This window comes from Amycolatopsis sp. (assembly GCF_036008905.1).
GTDB lineage: Bacteria > Actinomycetota > Actinomycetes > Mycobacteriales > Pseudonocardiaceae > Amycolatopsis.
Genome location: NZ_DASYMU010000087.1, coordinates 1 through 17,477, shown reverse-complemented (window position 1 = coordinate 17,477; position 17,477 = coordinate 1). Strand labels below are relative to the sequence as shown.

General features: G+C 67.6%; 16 protein-coding genes and 1 pseudogene. 10 read left to right on the top strand and 7 right to left on the bottom strand.

Going from position 1 to position 17,477, the window contains the following annotated elements; translation table 11 throughout:
* Positions 1–2: 2 nt before the first annotated feature.
* Complete coding sequence (locus tag VGP60_RS16470; protein ID WP_327548880.1) at positions 3–1,256, bottom strand: cytochrome P450; 1,254 nt, start codon at positions 1,254–1,256, stop codon at positions 3–5.
* A 67-nt stretch (positions 1,257–1,323) separates the two neighbouring features.
* Here VGP60_RS16470 and paaI point away from each other — a divergent pair, with 67 nt between their 5' ends.
* Genes paaI through VGP60_RS16455 form a run of 3 tightly spaced genes read left to right on the top strand, consistent with a single transcriptional unit; the run spans position 1,324 to position 3,592 of the window.
* A complete protein-coding gene (gene paaI, locus VGP60_RS16465) occupies positions 1,324–1,698 on the top strand; it encodes a hydroxyphenylacetyl-CoA thioesterase PaaI (RefSeq protein ID WP_327548911.1) in 375 nt (124 codons plus the stop codon).
* Positions 1,695–2,978 (top strand): phenylacetate--CoA ligase PaaK, encoded by a 1,284-nt coding sequence (paaK, locus tag VGP60_RS16460; RefSeq protein WP_327548879.1) that lies wholly within the window; start codon positions 1,695–1,697, stop codon positions 2,976–2,978. Before paaI ends, paaK begins: the two co-directional genes overlap by 4 nt.
* Positions 2,978–3,592 (top strand): TetR/AcrR family transcriptional regulator, encoded by a 615-nt coding sequence (locus tag VGP60_RS16455; RefSeq protein WP_327548878.1) that lies wholly within the window; start codon positions 2,978–2,980, stop codon positions 3,590–3,592. The genes paaK and VGP60_RS16455 overlap by 1 nt, the downstream gene beginning before the upstream one ends.
* 3 nt (positions 3,593–3,595) lie before the next feature.
* On the opposite strand, the gene VGP60_RS16450 is transcribed toward VGP60_RS16455, so the two are convergent.
* A complete protein-coding gene (locus tag VGP60_RS16450; protein WP_327548877.1) occupies positions 3,596–3,874 on the bottom strand; it encodes a hypothetical protein in 279 nt (92 codons plus the stop codon).
* Positions 3,875–4,087: 213 nt separating this feature from the next.
* Here VGP60_RS16450 and VGP60_RS16445 point away from each other — a divergent pair, with 213 nt between their 5' ends.
* Positions 4,088–4,735 carry a helix-turn-helix domain-containing protein gene (locus VGP60_RS16445; protein WP_327548876.1) on the top strand — a complete coding sequence of 216 codons (648 nt, stop codon included), beginning with the start codon at positions 4,088–4,090 and terminating at the stop codon, positions 4,733–4,735.
* On the opposite strand, the gene VGP60_RS16440 is transcribed toward VGP60_RS16445, so the two are convergent.
* Positions 4,680–5,735 carry an AraC family transcriptional regulator gene (locus VGP60_RS16440; RefSeq protein ID WP_327548875.1) on the bottom strand — a complete coding sequence of 352 codons (1,056 nt, stop codon included), beginning with the start codon at positions 5,733–5,735 and terminating at the stop codon, positions 4,680–4,682. The two genes, VGP60_RS16445 and VGP60_RS16440, sit on opposite strands and share 56 nt — an antisense overlap.
* A gap of 378 nt (positions 5,736–6,113) precedes the next feature.
* On the opposite strand from VGP60_RS16440, the gene VGP60_RS16435 reads away from it, so the two are divergent.
* The 3 genes from VGP60_RS16435 (at position 6,114) to VGP60_RS16425 (ending at position 9,875) form a co-directional block, all read left to right on the top strand.
* Complete coding sequence (locus tag VGP60_RS16435; RefSeq protein WP_327548874.1) at positions 6,114–7,247, top strand: epoxide hydrolase family protein; 1,134 nt, start codon at positions 6,114–6,116, stop codon at positions 7,245–7,247.
* Positions 7,247–8,335 carry a winged helix DNA-binding domain-containing protein gene (locus VGP60_RS16430; protein WP_327548873.1) on the top strand — a complete coding sequence of 363 codons (1,089 nt, stop codon included), beginning with the start codon at positions 7,247–7,249 and terminating at the stop codon, positions 8,333–8,335. The genes VGP60_RS16435 and VGP60_RS16430 overlap by 1 nt, the downstream gene beginning before the upstream one ends.
* Before the next feature lie 82 nt (positions 8,336–8,417).
* Positions 8,418–9,875 carry an NAD(P)/FAD-dependent oxidoreductase gene (locus VGP60_RS16425; RefSeq protein WP_327548872.1) on the top strand — a complete coding sequence of 486 codons (1,458 nt, stop codon included), beginning with the start codon at positions 8,418–8,420 and terminating at the stop codon, positions 9,873–9,875.
* Between the two features lie 14 nt (positions 9,876–9,889).
* Here VGP60_RS16425 and VGP60_RS16420 read toward each other — a convergent pair whose 3' ends face one another.
* Genes VGP60_RS16420 through VGP60_RS16410 form a run of 3 tightly spaced genes read right to left on the bottom strand, consistent with a single transcriptional unit; the run spans position 9,890 to position 13,313 of the window.
* Complete coding sequence (locus VGP60_RS16420) at positions 9,890–10,663, bottom strand: IclR family transcriptional regulator (protein ID WP_327548871.1); 774 nt, start codon at positions 10,661–10,663, stop codon at positions 9,890–9,892.
* A gap of 50 nt (positions 10,664–10,713) precedes the next feature.
* Positions 10,714–12,573 (bottom strand): GMC family oxidoreductase, encoded by a 1,860-nt coding sequence (locus VGP60_RS16415; RefSeq protein WP_327548870.1) that lies wholly within the window; start codon positions 12,571–12,573, stop codon positions 10,714–10,716.
* Positions 12,570–13,313 (bottom strand): SDR family oxidoreductase, encoded by a 744-nt coding sequence (locus tag VGP60_RS16410; protein WP_327548869.1) that lies wholly within the window; start codon positions 13,311–13,313, stop codon positions 12,570–12,572. Before VGP60_RS16410 ends, VGP60_RS16415 begins: the two co-directional genes overlap by 4 nt.
* A gap of 134 nt (positions 13,314–13,447) precedes the next feature.
* Here VGP60_RS16410 and VGP60_RS16405 point away from each other — a divergent pair, with 134 nt between their 5' ends.
* Genes VGP60_RS16405 through VGP60_RS16395 form a run of 3 tightly spaced genes read left to right on the top strand, consistent with a single transcriptional unit; the run spans position 13,448 to position 16,993 of the window.
* A complete protein-coding gene (locus tag VGP60_RS16405; protein ID WP_327548868.1) occupies positions 13,448–14,461 on the top strand; it encodes an ABC transporter permease in 1,014 nt (337 codons plus the stop codon).
* Positions 14,458–15,498 carry a sugar ABC transporter substrate-binding protein gene (locus VGP60_RS16400; protein WP_327548867.1) on the top strand — a complete coding sequence of 347 codons (1,041 nt, stop codon included), beginning with the start codon at positions 14,458–14,460 and terminating at the stop codon, positions 15,496–15,498. The genes VGP60_RS16405 and VGP60_RS16400 overlap by 4 nt, the downstream gene beginning before the upstream one ends.
* 10 nt (positions 15,499–15,508) lie before the next feature.
* Positions 15,509–16,993 carry a sugar ABC transporter ATP-binding protein gene (locus VGP60_RS16395; protein ID WP_327548910.1) on the top strand — a complete coding sequence of 495 codons (1,485 nt, stop codon included), beginning with the start codon at positions 15,509–15,511 and terminating at the stop codon, positions 16,991–16,993.
* A gap of 175 nt (positions 16,994–17,168) precedes the next feature.
* On the opposite strand, the pseudogene VGP60_RS16390 reads toward VGP60_RS16395, so the two are convergent.
* Positions 17,169–17,384: pseudogene (locus VGP60_RS16390) on the bottom strand (DUF6596 domain-containing protein); the annotation flags it as partial.
* Positions 17,385–17,477 lie beyond the last annotated feature (93 nt).

Sequence of the window (17,477 nt, the reverse complement as noted above, 5' to 3'; positions counted from 1 at the left end):
CGTCACCAGCGGAGGGGGAGGTGGGTGAGGCCGTTGATGAAGTTCGAGGTCAGGCGAGTGGGGGCGGCAGAGAGAGTGACCTCAGGCAACAACGCCAAAAATTCTTCGAAGAAGATTCGCATTTGCAGGCGGCCGAAGTGGGCGCCTAGGCAGAGGTGGGGGCCTTGGCCGAAGGCGAGGTGCTCGTTGGGGGTTCGCGTGATGTCGAAGTGGTCGGGATCGGGGAAGACGCGCTCGTCGTAGTTGGCGGAGACGTGGTAGACGACGACCTTGTCGCCAGCGCGGATTGGAGTCCCGGCGAGTGCGGTGTCCTGGGACGCGGTGCGGCGGAAGGTCAGGACAGGTGGGTGCCAGCGCAGCATCTCCTCGATGGCCGTGCCCAAAAGCGAAGGCGAAGCGCGCAGGCGTCGGTACTCCGCAGGATGCTCGACGAGCGCGAGTACGCCCCCGGGCAACGCGCTGCGCACGGTGTCGTTCCCGGCGATCACCACCAGGAAGAAGAACATCTCCAGCTCAGGGCCGTCCAACGACGCCTCGACCAACGCGCTCATCAGGTCATCGCCCGGATGCGCCCGCTTGTGGTCGGCGAGCTGCCGCGCGTACTCGAACATGTCCTTCAACGCCGCCGGCGACCGCGGGTTCACCGGCTTGCCCGCCGCGTCCCGCATCACCTCGGCGTGTTCCGGATCCTGATACCCGATCACCCGGTTGGTCCACTTGAGCAGCAACCCGCGATCCTCGGCCGGAACCCCGAGCAGGTCCGCCAGGTTCAGCAACGGGAAATCGTCCGTGACCTCGGTGGTCAGGTCACACTCCCCAGACGCGGCCACCGCGCCGATCAGCCCGCGCGCCCGTTCCCGGATCTGCTCGGCGGACCGCTCCAATCGACGTCGCGTGAACACCGCCCCGGCCAGCTTCCGCAGCCGGTTGTGCTCCGGCGCGTCCATGTTGAGCATCATCCGCCGAATGAACGCGAGGTCGTCGGGCTCCGGGTCGCGGATCTGCGTCGCCCCGAGCGACGACGAGAACACCTCGGGCGTCCGCAGGACGTGCTTGACGTCGGCGTGCCGGGTCACCGCCCAATAGCCGGGACCACCGGGCCAGTCCTGCACCTCGTGCTCGTCCTGCCAGCTCACCGGAGCCTGGTCACGCAGCCGCCGCAGCTCGTCGTGCGGCACCCCGCGGGCGAAAACCTGCGGGTCGAACACGTCTGGCGCCTTGACACTCGCGGGGTCGTTGCCTTTACTGAGCGACATCTTTAACAACCGTCCATTCGGTCAGTAGCAAGGCGGGGTACCCGTGTCCAGCAATGCCGCGGAAACGATGCTCGAGACCGACGAAGCTGCGAGGTCGCTCGGCATCACGCTCTCCGAGTTCGGCGACGGTCGCGCGATCGCCAGCATGCGCGTCACCGCGCAGATGGTCAACGGCCACGCGATCGCCCACGGCGGCTTCGTCTTCCTGCTCGCCGACACGGCGTTCGCCTACGCGTGCAACAGCCGCGGCCCGGTGACGGTCGCGGCCGGCGCGGAGGTCTCGTTCGTCGCCGCGGCCAAGCTCGGCGACCTCCTCGTCGCCACCGCCGAAGAGCGAACCCTGTTCGGGCGTAACGGCATCTACGACGTCACCGTCCGCCGCGAAGACACCGTGATCGCCGAATTCCGCGGACGCAGCAGAAGCATCGGAGAAGCGAAGTGACCGACAACGCCGAAAAACTGAGCCAGGACGAACTCCGCGCACTGCAGCTGGAACGTCTGCAGTGGACTCTTCGGCACGCCTATACGAACGTTCCTTTCTACACCAGGAAGTTTGACGAGGCCGGCGTCCACCCAGACGACTGCAAGTCGCTCGAGGACCTCGCGAAGTTCCCCTTCACCACCAAGCACGACCTGCGCGACAACTACCCGTTCGGCATGTTCGCCGTGCCACAGGACCAGGTCCGCCGCATCCACGCGTCCAGCGGCACCACCGGGAAGCCCACCGTCGTCGGCTACACCGAGCAGGACATCGACACCTGGGCGACGGTCATGGCGCGCTCGATCCGCGCCGCCGGCGGCCGCCCGGGTCACAAGGTGCATATCGCGTACGGCTACGGCCTGTTCACCGGCGGCCTCGGCGCGCACTACGGCGCCGAAAAACTGGGCTGCACGGTCATTCCCGCGTCCGGCGGCATGACCAGCCGCCAGGTGCAACTGATCACCGACTTCGAGCCCGAGGTCATCATGGTGACGCCGTCGTACATGCTCACCCTGCTGGACGAATTCGAGCGCCAGGGCCTCGACCCGCGCGCGAGCTCGCTCAAGATCGGCATCTTCGGCGCCGAACCGTGGACCGAGCAGATGCGGGCCGAGATCGAAGAACGCCTCGCCATCGACGCGGTCGACATCTACGGCCTGTCCGAGGTGATGGGCCCGGGCGTCGCGCAGGAATGCGTGGAAACCAAGGACGGCCTGCACATCTGGGAGGACCACTTCTATCCCGAGATCGTGGACCCGTTCACCGAGGACGTCCTGCCGGGCGGCGACAGCGGCGAATTGCTGTTCACTTCGCTGACCAAGCAGGCGCTGCCGATCATCCGCTACCGCACCCGGGACCTCACCCGGCTCCTGCCGGGCACCGCGCGGCCCGCGTTCCGCCGGATGGAGAAGGTCACCGGCCGCACCGATGACATGATCATCCTGCGCGGGGTCAACGTCTTTCCCACGCAGATCGAGGAAATCGTGCTCCGCGTCGACGGGCTCGCCCCGCATTTCCAGCTCGTGCGATCCACGCGCGGCCGGATGGACCACCTCACTGTCCACGTCGAAGCGCGCCACGACACGCCCGCCGAACGCCGTCGCGGAGCCGCGGCCGAACTGGTCGCCGGGATCAAGGACGCCGTCGGCGTGACGGTCGAGGTCACCGTGTTCGATCCGGACAGCCTGGAGCGCTCGGTCGGTAAGATGCGCCGTGTACTGGACCAGCGAGGGGGCGATTGATGACGACGATTCCCCCGGCCCGCCGCGGCCGTCCCGGGTACGACCTCGAATCACTGCTGGAGGTCGCGGTCAAGCTGTTCAACGAGCGCGGCTACGACGGCACGAGCATGGAGGACCTCTCCCGCAAGCTCGGCATCTCGAAATCCGCCATCTACCACCATGTCCCGAGCAAAGAGGAACTGCTCCGGCTGGCGGTGGCCCAAGCGCTCGACGGGCTGTTCGCCGTCGCCCACGACGCCGATTTGATCGAGGGCCGCGCGATAGACCGGCTCGAACACCTCGTCCGCGGCAGTGTGGCCGTGCTCGTCGAGCAGTTGCCGTTCGTGACCCTGCTGCTGCGCGTGCGCGGCAACACCAAAGCGGAACGAGCGGCACTGGCTCGACGCCGGGAGTTCGACCAGATCGTCACGGAACTGGTGAAACAGGCCGAACTGGAAGGCGATGTGCGGCCGGACATCGACCCGGCCGTGACAAGCAGGCTGCTGTTCGGCATGGTGAACTCGCTGACCGAGTGGTACCGCCCGCGCCGCGGCTCCACCGGCGCCGATCTGGCCGACGCCGTCTGCAAAATCGCGTTCGACGGGCTCCGGCTGAACCGGACTCCGGCTGAATAGAGATTAGTCGGCGTCCGCCTTGGGCTGGCCTTCCTGCCAGAGGAGGGCGCCGCGCAACTGCTGGATAAGTTCTTCGTCGTCGGCCTCGGACGGGTCTACGCCGAGAGGTACCCAGGCTTCGGAGACCTTCTCGCAGGAGTCGTAATGCGTGATGAGGATGCCGGCGTACGAAACCTCGCTGGCTGCCTCTTCAGCCGCGTCGAGACACACCTGTCTGTGTTCGAGTGTGACACCGACCCAGCGACCGTCACGGCTTACCGGGTCGCCATCCGAGCAGTTCATTCATGACCCCAAACGGCGCGCGCGGATCCTGTTCCTGACGTCGTCCAGCGGGTCGAGGTAGTTACCGAGGATCTATCACAGTTCGATAACTGTGGGTCTTTTTACCCTCTTGACACACAAGTCGGCGGAGTAACCGCAAGCGCTTGCTGCAACGTCTTGACGGCACGTCAATAGCGTGTTGACATCGCGTCGAAACCCCACGACGCTGGACCCATGAGCGCGGACTCGACCGTCAAACGGCGCAGGTTGGAGCCGGAAGAGCGGCGCGCGGAGATCCTCGCCGCCGCCCGCAAGCTGTTCGACGCCGGGAACTACGCATCAGTGTCCACTTCGGACATCGCGAAGGCCGCCGGGGTGGCCCGCCCGCTGATCAACCACTACTTCGGCGGCAAACGCGAGCTGTACCTCGAAGTGGTGCGGCAGATGATGGTCGTGCCCGCGCCGGTCACCGAAAGCCTGCCGAAGACCACCCGCGAACACCGGCTCGCGATCAGCGTCGACCGCTGGCTCGACGTCGTCGAGCGCAACAAGCGCACCTGGCTGACCGCGATCGGCCCCGAAGCGATCGGCCGCGATCCGGACGTCGAGCGGATCATGCTGGAAGCCGACGAGATCGCCGCCGACCACGTGCTCGAAGCCGCGCTGATGACGGACATCGTCGAGGGCCGTGAAGAACTGCGCGCGATGATCCGTTCCTACGGCAGCATGTTGCGTGCCGCGTCACGCGAGTGGCTGATCCGCGGCACGCTCGGCCGGGAAGACCTCCGCGCGTTCCTCACCGACTCGATCCTGCACCTGCTGAACGTCACCTACCCGAAGGTCCTCGCGGCGACGCGCGACGGGCGAACGCCGCCGGAGTGATTCCCTTCCAGCGCTTGAAGGCGTAGATGAAACTCGACGCTTCCGCGTAGCCAAGCCGAATCGCGACGTCCTCGACCGACAACGCGCCGATCGCGAGCATTTCCTCCGCCAGCGCCTGGCGGACTTCGTCGACCAGCACGCGGTAGCTCGTACCCGCCTCGCTGAGCCGGCGCCGCAGCGTGCGCGGGCTCATGGCGAGTTCGTGCGCCACGGCGTCCATCCCCGCCTCGACCCCGCCGACCCGCACCAGCCGCTCGCGGACGTCGTGCGAAATCCCGGACCGCGCGCGTTTGCGCGTCACCAGCTCGCGGCACTGCTCCTCGCAGATCGCCACGGTGTGCTCATTGGCCTGCGGCAACGGTTCGTCGAGGAAGGCGAGGTCGAGCGTCGCGACATTCGCCTCGGTCCCGAAAGCCGGGACGACACCGAAAAGGTCCACATAGGACTCCACAGTGGACGGCTCGGCGCGCCGGAAGTCCAAGCTGCGGAAGGCGACATCGGGCAGCAAATCCCGCATGACCGTGTAGATCGCGGCAAGATCCCTGAGCACAAGGAACGCGGCCACGTCTTCCGGGACGCGTTCATCGTGCAGGATCATCGAAATCTTGTCGGCGTCCACCGCGACGTGCGGAATACTGAAAGTGAAGCTCAGATCGAGGTACCGCAAAGAGAACGCCATCGCGTCGCGCAGCGTCGGGCTGCTGATACAGGCGAACCCGAAGATCCCGAACGTCGTCACGTGATAGCGGCGGCCGAGCTCGATCGCCGTCCCCGCGCTGTCCCCGAGTTCGCGGACCAGGTTCCGCACCACCGCGAGCTCCTGACGCGCGTCGACGAGCAACCCCGGGTCGCGCAGCTGGGACATCGCCAGTGACGTCCCGCGCAACGCGTCTACGACGTCGACCCCGCGATCCTCGCCGAAGCGGGTCATCAGCAGGATGCTCGCGGCCGTGCGCGGGAAGTCCCAGTCGCGGATCGCGGGTGCGGCGAACTCAGCCATGGCCGGAAGTATGGATCACAACCCCGCCGGGTGCATGGACAGCCACCCCCGCGCCACCACTGGCCACCCCTCGTGGGTGTGGCGCGAGGCTACTGAGGGAAGGGCAAAGGTGGCGTCGCTCGGGTGCGAAGTTTCGCACTTTGGTGAGAAAGTGCTGCTCGGCTTGTCGCCCGAGGTAGTGAAGGCCTCCTTCACGGCGTCAGACGCTGCGAAGGAGGCCTTCACGGCGTTCCCGGGGGTTCTGTCGGGGCGTTTCTGCTGGTCAGGTGGCTCGTGAGTGGCTACGAGTGTTCTAACACTCGTAGCCACTCACGACCCCCACCAGCCCGGCCGCGCCTCCGGTCGCATCCTGTCGGTGGGCTCAAATAGGTTGGGGGCATGAACGACATCAGCCCGTTCCGCATCGACATCCCGCAGCAGCAGCTGGACGACCTGCACTGGCGCCTCGACGCGACGCGCTGGCCGGACGAGCTGCCCGGCGTCGGCTGGAGTTACGGCATCCCGCTCACCTACGTCAAGGACCTCGCCGCGTACTGGCGCCACTCCTACGACTGGCGGCTCCACGAAGCCCGGCTGAACGAGTTCCCGCAGTTCACCACCAAGATCGACGGCCAGAACGTCCATTTCCTCCACATCCGGTCCCCGGAGGAGAACGCCACTCCGCTGATCATGACCCACGGCTGGCCGGGCTCGGTCGCCGAATTCCTCGAGGTCATCGGCCCGCTGACCGACCCGGTGGCGCACGGCGGCCAGGCCGAGGACGCGTTCCACCTGGTAGTCCCATCGATCCCCGGGTTCGGGTTCTCCGGCCCCACCACCGAAACCGGCTGGGACGTACAGCGCATCGCGGGCGCGTGGGCCGAGCTGATGAGCCGCCTCGGTTACCAGCGCTACGGCGCGCAGGGCGGGGACTGGGGTTCCGGTATCTCCCGCGTGCTCGGCGGGATCGACGCCGAACACGTCATCGGCGTGCACGTCAACATGTTCCTGACCTTCCTGAGCGGCGAGCCGGAACTGACTGAAGACGACAAACGCCGCCTCGCCACCGGCGATCACTACCTCAACGAGCTGTCCGGCTACATGCGCATCCAGTCGACCCGGCCGCAGACGCTCGGCTTCGGGCTCGCCGATTCCCCCGTCGGCCAGCTCGCGTGGATCGCGGAGAAGTTCAAGGAGTGGACCGATTCGGCCGATCTCCCGGAGGACGCCGTCAACCGCGACCAGCTGCTCACCAACGTGATGCTGTACTGGCTGACCAACACCGCGACCTCGTCCGCGCGGCTGTACTACGAGTCGGGCAAGTCGGTCGGCAAGCGGCCGAAGACCACAGCGCCGATGGGCGTCGCGGTGTTCCCGAAGGATCTCGCCATCCCCGTACGACACCTTGCGGAGAAGGCGAGCCCGACGATCGTGCACTGGTCCGAATTCGACCGGGGTGGGCATTTCGCGGCGATGGAGCAGCCGGAACTACTGGTCGGCGACGTCCGCGCGTTCTTCGCGCGGCTACGTTGATGAAAATCACCCAAAGGGCACTCAACCGGGCCACATTGGACCGTCAGCTTCTGTTGCGGCGAGCCAAGATCTCCCCGATCGACGCCGTCGCGCAGCTTGCCGGGCTGCAGGCACAGGCGCCGTTCCCGCCGTATTTCGGCCTGTGGGCGCGGCTCGACGGCTTCCGCCCGGAGCAGCTCTCACAGCTGATCCTCGATCGCGAAGTCGTGCGGATCGTGTTGATGCGCGGCACGGTCCACCTCGTCACGGCCGCCGACGCGCTGGCTTGGCGCCCGCTCGTTCAGCCGATCATGGTCCGCGACCTGTCCGCCAACCCACAGCACACCCCGCATCTCGAAGGCCTCGACGTCGAGGAAGTCGCGGCCGCGGCAAGGAAACTGCTCGACGAGCGGCAGCACACGAACAAAGAGCTCGGTGCCGCGCTCGGCGAGCGGTGGCCCGATCGGGCGACGTCGGCGCTCGCCCACGTCGCCCGCGGCCTGTTGCCGCTGGTGCAGGTCCCGCCGCGCGGGATCTGGGGCAAGTCCGGCCAGCCCGCGTACGCGACAGCCGAAACGTGGCTCGGCCGTCCACTGTCCAAACCGGACCCGGACAGCACGGTGTTGCGCTACCTCAAGGCGTTCGGCCCGGCGAGTGTGCGCGACGCGCAGGCGTGGACGGGCCTGACCAGGCTCGGCGAGGTCTTCGAACGCCTGCGGCCGACACTAAAAGCGTTCCAGGACGAGAACGGCCGCGAGCTGTTCGACCTGCCCGACGCCCCACGACCCGATCCCGAAACCCCCGCGCCGACGCGGCTGCTCGGGCCGTTCGACCAGATGCTCCTGTCCTACGCCGATCGCACCCGCGTGCTCGACGACGTCCACCGCAAGCTCGTCGTCACCAGCAACGGCCTGGTCAAAGGCACTGTGCTGCTCGACGGCCGGGTCCGCGGCCAATGGGACATCACCCGCAAACGGGACACGGCCACGCTCGTGGTCACCCAGTTCGACCCGTTCACCAAAAAGGAGACCGCCACCGTCACCGATCACGCCGCTGACCTGCTCACTTTCGCCGAACCCGGCGCCATCCACGACATCCGGTTCACCTGACCCACTCAGCGTGGCCGGAAATGTTGATTTACTGACCGGTCGTGTACTTCCAGCGGCTCGGACCGGCCAGTAACTTCGGGACATGGCCCCACCGTCGTCCCCCTCCGTGCTTATCGTCGGCAGCGGATTCGGCGGGCTCGGCACGGCGATCGAGCTCAAACGCGCCGGTTTCGACGACTTCACCATCCTCGAACGCGCCTCCGAGATCGGCGGCGTCTGGCGGGAGAACACCTACCCCGGCGCCGGCTGCGACATCCCGTCACCGCTGTACTCGTTCTCCTACGCCCCGAATCCGCGCTGGCCAAGGCGATTCTCGCTACAGCCGGACATCCACGCGTACATGAAACGGGTCGTCGACGAGTACGACCTCACCCCGCACCTCCGCTTCGACACCGAGGTCACCTCCGCCGAATTCGACGGCGGCGCCTGGCGCGTCACCACCGCCACAGGCGAGGTCTTCGAAGCGAACGTCTTCATCCCCGCGGTCGGCCAGCTCTCCACCCCCGCCTGGCCGGACATCAAGGGCCGTGACTCCTTCACCGGCCACACCTTCCACTCCGCGCAGTGGGACCACGACTACGACCTCACCGGCAAGCGCGTCGCGGTGATCGGCACCGGCGCCAGCGCCATCCAGTTCGTGCCGCAGATCCAGCCGAAGACCGGGAAGCTCACCCTGTTCCAGCGCTCGGCGCCGTACATCATGCGGAAGCACGACACGCGCTATCGCCGCTGGCAGCACCTCTTCTTCGAGCGCCTGCCCGCCACCCAACTGCTCGGCAGGCTGCGCATCTGGCTGCTGGCCGAGTACGCGACCTACGCGATGACAGCGCATCCGTTCCTCACCAAGATGTTCGAGCTGCGCACCGCGCAACTGCGCCGCCGCTACGTCAAGGACAAGGACCTCCGCGCGAAGCTCAAGCCCGACTACCAGCTCGGCTGCAAGCGGATCCTCTTCACCAACAACTACCTCCCCGCGCTCACCCGGCCCAACGTCCACGTCGAAACCGAACCGATCACCGAGCTCACCCCGAACGGCGTGCGGACCGCGGACGGCGTCGAGCACGAGGCCGACGTCATCATCTACGGCACCGGATTCGCCGCGACGGACTTCCTGAGCACACTGGACATCCGCGGGATCGACGGCCAGGCGCTGTCGGACAAGTGGAAGGACGGCGCCCACGCCTATCTCGGCATCACCGTGCCCGGTTTCCCCAACATGTTCTGTGTCTACGGCCCGAACACCAACCTCGGCGCCGGGTCCATCATCTACATGATCGAACGCCAGGCCCGCTACATCCGCCAGGCCGTCGAACATCTCGCCAAGCCCAATATGTCCTATGTGGACGTCGAACCCGAAGTGGAAGAGCGCTACGACAAGGAAATCCAGGGACGTCTCGCCAAGAGCGTGTGGACGATGTGCACCAGCTGGTACCGCCAGGACGACGGCCGGGTGCCCACCAACTGGCCCGGTCTCGTCTCGGAGTACGACCGCAGGACCCGGAAGCTCGAACTGACCGAATACCGCACAGTGATCACGTGACTGGCCCTACGCCGCTATTCACGAACAATGGACCGGTCCCTGGCCAGCTCACGTGACAACGCGAGCGCGGCGGTGCGGACAGCGGGCGCAAGGCGTTCGAGGTCAAGACGACAAGAGCTGCCCGCGATCGAAATCGCGGCGATCATGCGGCGGCGCCGGTCGAACACCGGTGCCGCCACCGCCACGATCCCCAGTTCCGCTTCCTCGAGGTTGGTCCCGTACCCGCGTTCCACCACGCGCGCGAGTTCCTTGCGCAGGATTCCCGGCATGACGATCGTGCGGGGCGTGGTCCGGCCGAGCCCGGCGGCCACGGCCTGCCGGAAGTAGACCGGCGAACCCAGTGCCAGGAACACCTTCCCGGTCGCGGTGCAGTGCGCCGGCATCTTGGTGCCCACCCGCGCCAGGGTCCGCGTCGACCGATGCCCGGTCACCTTTTCGAGGAAGAGCGTGCGGACCTCGTCCTGCACCGCGATGTGGACGTTCTCGTGTGTCGCTTCGTAGAGGTCTTCCAGGTACGGCAGCGCGGCTTCCCGCAGGTCACGCCGATGCGGCACGCATTGCCCGAGCTCGAACAGCTTCATGCTCAGCCGGTACCGGTTCTCGCCGCGATCCAGGCCGCCCCACGCGACGAGTTCGGCCACCAGCCGATGCGCGGTCGCCTTCGGCAGGCCTGTGCGGGCGCACAACTCGGCGAGGGTGAGTTCGGTGTCGGCCTGGCGGAAGGCGTCGAGCAGCATCAGGCCGCGCGCCAGCACCGACTTCGGCAGTGCGCGCGGTGGCGGGCTCACCGGTTCATCGTCGCCCGTGGCCCCCGCGGGCGCAATGCCCGGCGGCCCGGTCATCGGCCGAGCTCCGCGGCGATATGGCCGGCGACCTTCGCGGCCAGCGCCATGATCGTGAGCGACGGGTTGACCGAAAGCGACGCCGGTACGAGCGAACCGTCCCCGAGGTAAAGCCCGTCGACGTCGTGCGCGCACCCGTGTGCGTCGACCACCGAGCGCGCCGGGTCGTCGCCCATCGGCGCGCTGCCCTGCATATGGGTCGTGCTGAGCCCGGTCCAGATCACCCGCCGCGCGCCGGCCGCCCGCAGGACCGCGCCGGTGAACGCGAGCGCTTCGGCCATCCGCCGCGTCTCCTCGGCGGAAAACCGTTTGGTGACCACGATTTCGTCGCGCGCGTCGAGCTCGATCCTGGCGGTGTTCTCGTCAGTGGTCATCACCAGCAGCCCCGCCCAGTTCCGATACCGGCGCACCGCGTCGGCGAGACGTCGGCCCCACAACGGCTGATGACGTTCACCGTCGAGCAGGCTTTCCGCGAACGACACCGGGTCCTGGATCGTGGTGCCCTCGACGACGAACCCGCCGTCCTCGTCGCGCTGGTGGTCCAGGGAGTGCGCGGTGATCGGATAGGTGACATGACAGTCCTGCGGGTCGTCGAACAGCCCGTACACCAGCCGCGCCGGGTGCAGTCCCAGCGTCTGCCCGACCAGCTTGGCCGACGTCGTCCGCAGCGCGGTGAAAGCGGTGCTGCGCAACAGGATCTGCGGGGTGTTGAGCGAGCCGGCGGCGAGCACGACCACCGGCGCGCGCAGTGTGCCGGACCGCCCGTCGGCCGCGGTGTAGCGGACACCGGTCACCTTCGGCCGAGATCCTCGCGTGTCGACAAGGATTTCTTCGACGGTGTGCCTGGTGCGCAGCCTGAGCCCCGCGCGGAACATGGGCGCTAGGAAGGTGTTCAACGTCGACTTGCCCGCGTTGGTCGCACAGCCTTGAAGACACGAGCCGCAGCGCGAACAGTTGTGGTCGGTATAGGACCGCACCGGACGCAGGGCTGCCCCGAGCACCTCGAACCCGCGAGCGACCCGGGGCACGCTCGGGGTCCAATCGGCGCGCTCACGAACCCCGAGCCGGTTTTCTATCTGCTGGTAGAAGGGTTCGAGATCCGCGGGCCGGAACGCGTCACCGTCCTCCCCGCGCAGGCCGGTGCGTTCCCAGAACTTGGCGACGTCGAAGTCCGGCGCGCGCAACGCGACCTTGGTGTTGATCACCGTCGACCCTCCAACGCAGCGCCCGGCCAGCATCGCCACCGACTCGTCCTTTGTGGACACCATTCGCGTCGGCCACCAGAGCCGATGCCGCGCGAGCAGCTCGAACCGGCTGTGGCTCTCGGCCGGATGCAGCGCCCCGGCCTCCACGAGCAGGACGTCGACGCCCCGACCGGCCAGTTCCGCGGCGATCACCCCGCCGCCTGCCCCCGAACCGACCACCAGGACCTCGGCTTCGTCCGGTCCCTCCGCGACAACGCCGTCCCACGGACTCGCCGCCGGGGCGGGCTCACCCAGAAACGACCAGTCCTTGCGCAGGCCGCGGGTTTGCGGTGTCGTGAAGCCGATGTGCTCATGCCCGCCTGGCCCTCTCGGCGCGAAATCTCCGTAGTACGCCTCGATCGCGAGCCTGCGCATGCTGTCGAAGGCCGCGCTCCCGACCAGCCGTCCGAGCGCGGCTTCCCCGGTGACCCCGGCCAGCACGCCGATCGCCGAGTGCAAAGCGTCCTCTTCGGACGGTGTGAGCGAGGGCAGCTTGCGTTCGAGGTACGCGGCCGGATCCCCCGCTGAAGAGCCGGGTACGAGCAGCTCGCACACCCGCGCGACCACCCGTTCCTGCCCCTCGCTGAGCAACCGCGCTTCCTCCGCGGTCACCGGAAGGCCGACCCGCCATCGACGTTGATCGTTTGCCCGGTGAGGAACCCGCTGCGCTCGTCGCAGAGGTATTCGAGGGTGGACACCAGATCCGCCGGGCTTTCGGTGTGCGGGATCGCCTGCCTCGCGCGGACGCGCTCGAATCCGCCGTCGGCTCCGGTGGTCTTGACGGCGGTGTCCGTCGAGGTCAGCCCGGGGGCCAGCGCGTTGACCGTGATGCCGTCCGCCCCGACGGCGTTGGCCAGCGCGCGGGTGAACCCGACCAGCCCGGCTTTCGACGTCGTGTAGGCCACCAGTTCCGGCGGCCCGAGGAAGACGACCGCGGAGACGACGTTGACCACGCGGCCCCAGCCCGCCGCGCGCAGATGCGGCAGCGCCGCGTGCGTGACCGAGAACGGTCCCTCCAGGTTGAGCCGCATGATCCGGCGCCAATCGTCGATCGTGGTGTCCTCGAACGGGATCGGCGGGTAGATCCCGGCGTTGTTGACCACGATCTGCAGCCCTCCGAACCGCTCGACGACCTCGTCCACGGCGGCGCTCACCTGCACGGGCTCAGTGACGTCGACCTTCAGCGGCAGGAACTCACCGCCCACTCCGGCGACCCGATCCGCTGTCTCACCGAGGTCGCCGATATCCCAGCCGGACACGCGGTGCCCGAGCCGCGCGAGCGCGACGGCGAACTCCTGCCCCAAACCCCGGGCGGCTCCGGTGACGACGGCGACACGGTCGGTGATAGCCATCCGTGGAGCGTGCCGCCGTCGCCGGGGATCGACAAGGTCACCGTTCCGTTCATCGAAACGATGCCCTTGCCGGGACGTACCGGCCGCCGTGATCCTGCGCTGTGCTTGACGAGCGCCTACGGCAGGAGACGCCGATGTCCCGACCGCCCTGGTACCGCCGCGTGGTGCGCGACGAGTTCGGCGTGGCATTGGTGCTGGTGGTACTGGTCCTCGCCGTGGGAGCCGCGCACGAGGACTTCCTGCGCCCGTCGAACCTGTTCTCGACCGCGCAGAGTTCGGTCTACGTCGGACTGATGGCCTGCGGGCTGGTGTTCCCACTCGCCATGCGTGAGGTCGACCTGTCGCTCGGCGGCACCTACGCGCTCGGGATCGTCGCGGGCGCGGTGCTGATCCGCGACGGCTTCGCGCCCTGGCTCGCGGTGCCGGTGATCCTGCTGCTCGCGTTCTTCCTCGGCTGTCTCAACGGCGTGGTGACGACGTATCTGCGACTGCCGTCGTTCATCGTCACGCTCGCCAGCGCGATGCTTTTCCGTGGTGTGGCACTGGCTTTGGCCGACGGCAAGCAGATCAGCGGGATGCCGCAAGAGGATTCGTTCTTCACCGTGCTCGGTGGCAAGCTCTTCGGCGTCCCGGCTTCGGTGCTCGTACTGCTCGTCGCGACCGTCCTGCTCACGATCCTGTTCACCCGCACCAGATTCGGCGCGCGGGTGCGGGCGATCGGGTCCAATCCGGACGCCGCCGAGTTCAGCGGACTGCCCGTCGCGCGCACGCGTGTCCTGGCGCTCGGCCTTTCCGGGCTGATGGGCGGGGTCGCGGCCGTGACCGGGCTGGCGTTCTTCACCGCGGGTGACCCGACCGTCGGCAACGGCTACGAGCTGACCGCGATCGCCGCGTGCATCATCGGCGGCACGCCCTTGGCCGGTGGCCGCGGTTCCGTGCCGGGCGCGGTGCTCGGCAACCTGATTCTCACCACCGTCGCGGCCAGCCTGGTGTTCCTGGAAGTGCCGATCAACTGGACCACCTTCGCCACGGGCGCGGTGATCCTCGTCGCCGTCGCGTTCGACAGCGTCCTGCGGCGGACCCGGGGCCACGGCCTGGTGCCGCGCGCCCTCAAGCGTCGACCGAACCGTTCGGAGGAACCACGATGAAACCGTTGCGGCTGGCCCTTTCCCTGACGCTCGTGCTCGCACTGACCGCCTGTGGTGATTCGGGCGACTCGGGTGAGCTCAAGATGGGCATCGCGGTGGCGAACATCAGCCTGAACTTCGCCCAGGAAATGGTCAAGGGCGCCGAAAGCGCGTCCGGGCACGAGGGCGGCGTCGCCTTCAAGGCCGTCGGCCCGCCGAACACCGACGGCCCGGCCGAGCAGCAGCTCTTCCAGAACCTGACCGTCACGAACCCCGACGGTGTCATCCTGATGAACCTCGACCCGCCGATCTTCACCCGGCCCGCCGCCGAGGCGATCGACAAGGGCGTGCCCGTGGTGGCGCTGGACACCGCGCCCATGCCCGGCAGCAAGATCACCTTCTACGTCGGCAACGACAACTACCAACTCGGCGTGCTGCTCGCCGAGGAAGCGCTCGAACGGCTGCCGTCGAATCCGTCGGGGTCCATTGTGGTCGGTGTGCCGAACCCGGGGACGCCAGTGCTGGACAGCCGCGCGCTCGGCATCAAAGAGACACTGAACAAGAAGGCGCCGAACATCCAGGTGCTCGGCCCGTTCCAGACCTACAGCGACGCCAACCAGAACTACGGCGCGTGGAGCTCGCTCGTGCACGCGAACGCCAACGCGTTGGCGTTCCTGGGAGTCGGTGACGCGGACAGCTACAACCTGGCGAAGATCAAGCAGGCGGAAAGCGGCAAGTACCTCGTGGCAGGCGCCGACGTGGACCCGCAGACGTTGCAGGGCGTCAAATCCGGGCTCGATTTCGTCACCATCGATCCGGAGCACTTCTTCAAGGGCTACATCGCGACGGCGATGTTGATCCGCTCGGTCAAGGAACACAAGCCGCTGCCGCAGGGCTGGCTCGTCATGCCGGGGCTCGTCGTCGACCAGGCCAATGTGGACTCGGTCATCCAGCGGATGTCGTCACCGCAGGCGGCCTACGACTTCCACAAGGCCGAGATCGACAAGATTCTGGCGAACCCGCAGGCATTCCTGAAGCCGCTGTCGGAAGCGCGCTGACGTGTCGTCGATGATCCTGCGCGCGGCCGGTGCCACCAAGGCTTACGGTGGGGTGCTCGCATTGGACACAGTGGACATCGGGCTGCGCGCGGGCGAAGTGCACGCGCTGATCGGCGAGAACGGTGCCGGGAAGTCGACGCTGGTCAAGATCCTTTCCGGCGTGCTGCGCGCGGACAGCGGAGAGCTCTCGCTCGACGAGCGGCCGGTGGCTTTCTCGACTCCGAGGGACGCATTCACCAGCGGGATCGCCACGGTCGCCCAGGAACTGACCGTGTTCCCGGATCTGACGGTGGCGGAGAACCTGTTCCCGCACAACGCTCCCCGGCGCGGCGGCCTGCTCAGCCCACGGCGGATGGCGTCGCGCGCGGCACCCGTGCTGGCCGATCTCGGACTGGACGTCTCGCCTTACGCACGGGCCGGTGACCTCACGCTCGCCGATCGGCAGCTGCTGGAGATCGGACGCGCGCTGTTGCAACGTCCACGCGTGCTGATCCTCGACGAGCCGACGTCCGCGCTGCCACGCGAAGCCGTGGACCGGCTCATGACCGTGCTGCGCAGACTGGTCGAGCGCGGGATCGCGGTGCTGTACATCTCGCATTTCCTGGAGGAAGTACTCCGGCTCGCGCAACGCGTCACGGTTCTTCGTGACGGCCGGGCGGTGGTGTCCGGCGCTCCGGTGTCCACTGTGGACTTGGACAGCCTGGTCACCGCGATGCTCGGTGAGGCCGGTCGCGCGCCCGAGCGGCGGGTCATCGCGGACCATCCCGGCCCACCGGCGGTGACCTTCGAGAGCGTCAGTGTTCCTGGCGAACTGCAGGATGTCTCGTTCACCGTCTCGCCGGGCGAAGTCGTCGGTCTCGCCGGATTGGAGGGCGCCGGGCACCTGACAGTGTTGAAGGTCCTCACCGGTCGTGTGCGCTTCTTAGGCGTAGCAAGGGTTTCCGGTGTTGCTGCGCCGCGTTCGCCGCGCGGAGCGGTGCGGGCCGGGATCGCGTTCGTGTCGAGCGATCGGAAGCGCTACGGATTGATGCTGGACAAACCGGTGTGGCAGAACACGAGCGCGGCGAGCTGGCTGGGCGTCGGCCGCGGCGGCTTTTGGGCGCATCCGGACCGGCTGGCCGCGGCTTCCGCCACACACCTTTCGCGGCTACGCGTCCGTGGCGGCCCGTACGACATCGCCGAAAACCTTTCCGGCGGAAACCAGCAGAAGGTCGTTTTCGCGAAGTGGCTGGACATCCGGCCCGAGGTCGTCGTACTGGACGACCCGACCCGCGGTGTCGACGTCGGCGCACGGGCCGAAATGCACTCCGTCATCGCCGCTTTCGCCACGGACGGCAAACCCGTCCTCCTCGCCTCGACCGACCTCCTCGAGCTCGTCGAACTCTGCGACCGGGTCCTGGTCTTCCAACGAGGCCGCCTCCTCGACGACATCCCCGCCTCGAATCTCTCCGAACAAACCCTCAGCGTCGCCATGAACGCCGGCTTCGTCACCTAGGTCACTGCTTGGCTTTCAGCTCGCCGACGGCGGCCGCGACCATCGTGTTTCCTCTCTCTTCGGCCGGTCGTCGTCCAGGTGGTCAGGGATCCGGGGTCAGGCGCGCTCGTCGCGTCTCCAGGAAGGTTCGTTCCGTGTCGTTCGTGGCGAGGGCGATTGCCTCGTCGTAGAGCGCCAGCTCATGCCCCTCGGCGATCAGCTCCCGGTTCCACAACGACCGGTCCTGCTCCGCGAGCACCACCAGTTCACCCGAAGGCCCCACCCGCGCCGGCCGCCGGGCTTCGGTGAGCAGGAGCAGCGCCAGCAGCCCGATCACCTCCGGCTCGTCGGGCATCAGCTCGGCGAGCGCCCTCGCCAGGCGGACGACCTCCAGGCAAGTGTCAGGCGAACCAGCCCGTTGCCGGACTCTCACCTTGGCTACGAACAGGCCCGACGCCATTCGACACCCCGCAGAAAGAAAAAAGTGTCCGCCATCTGTCGACAG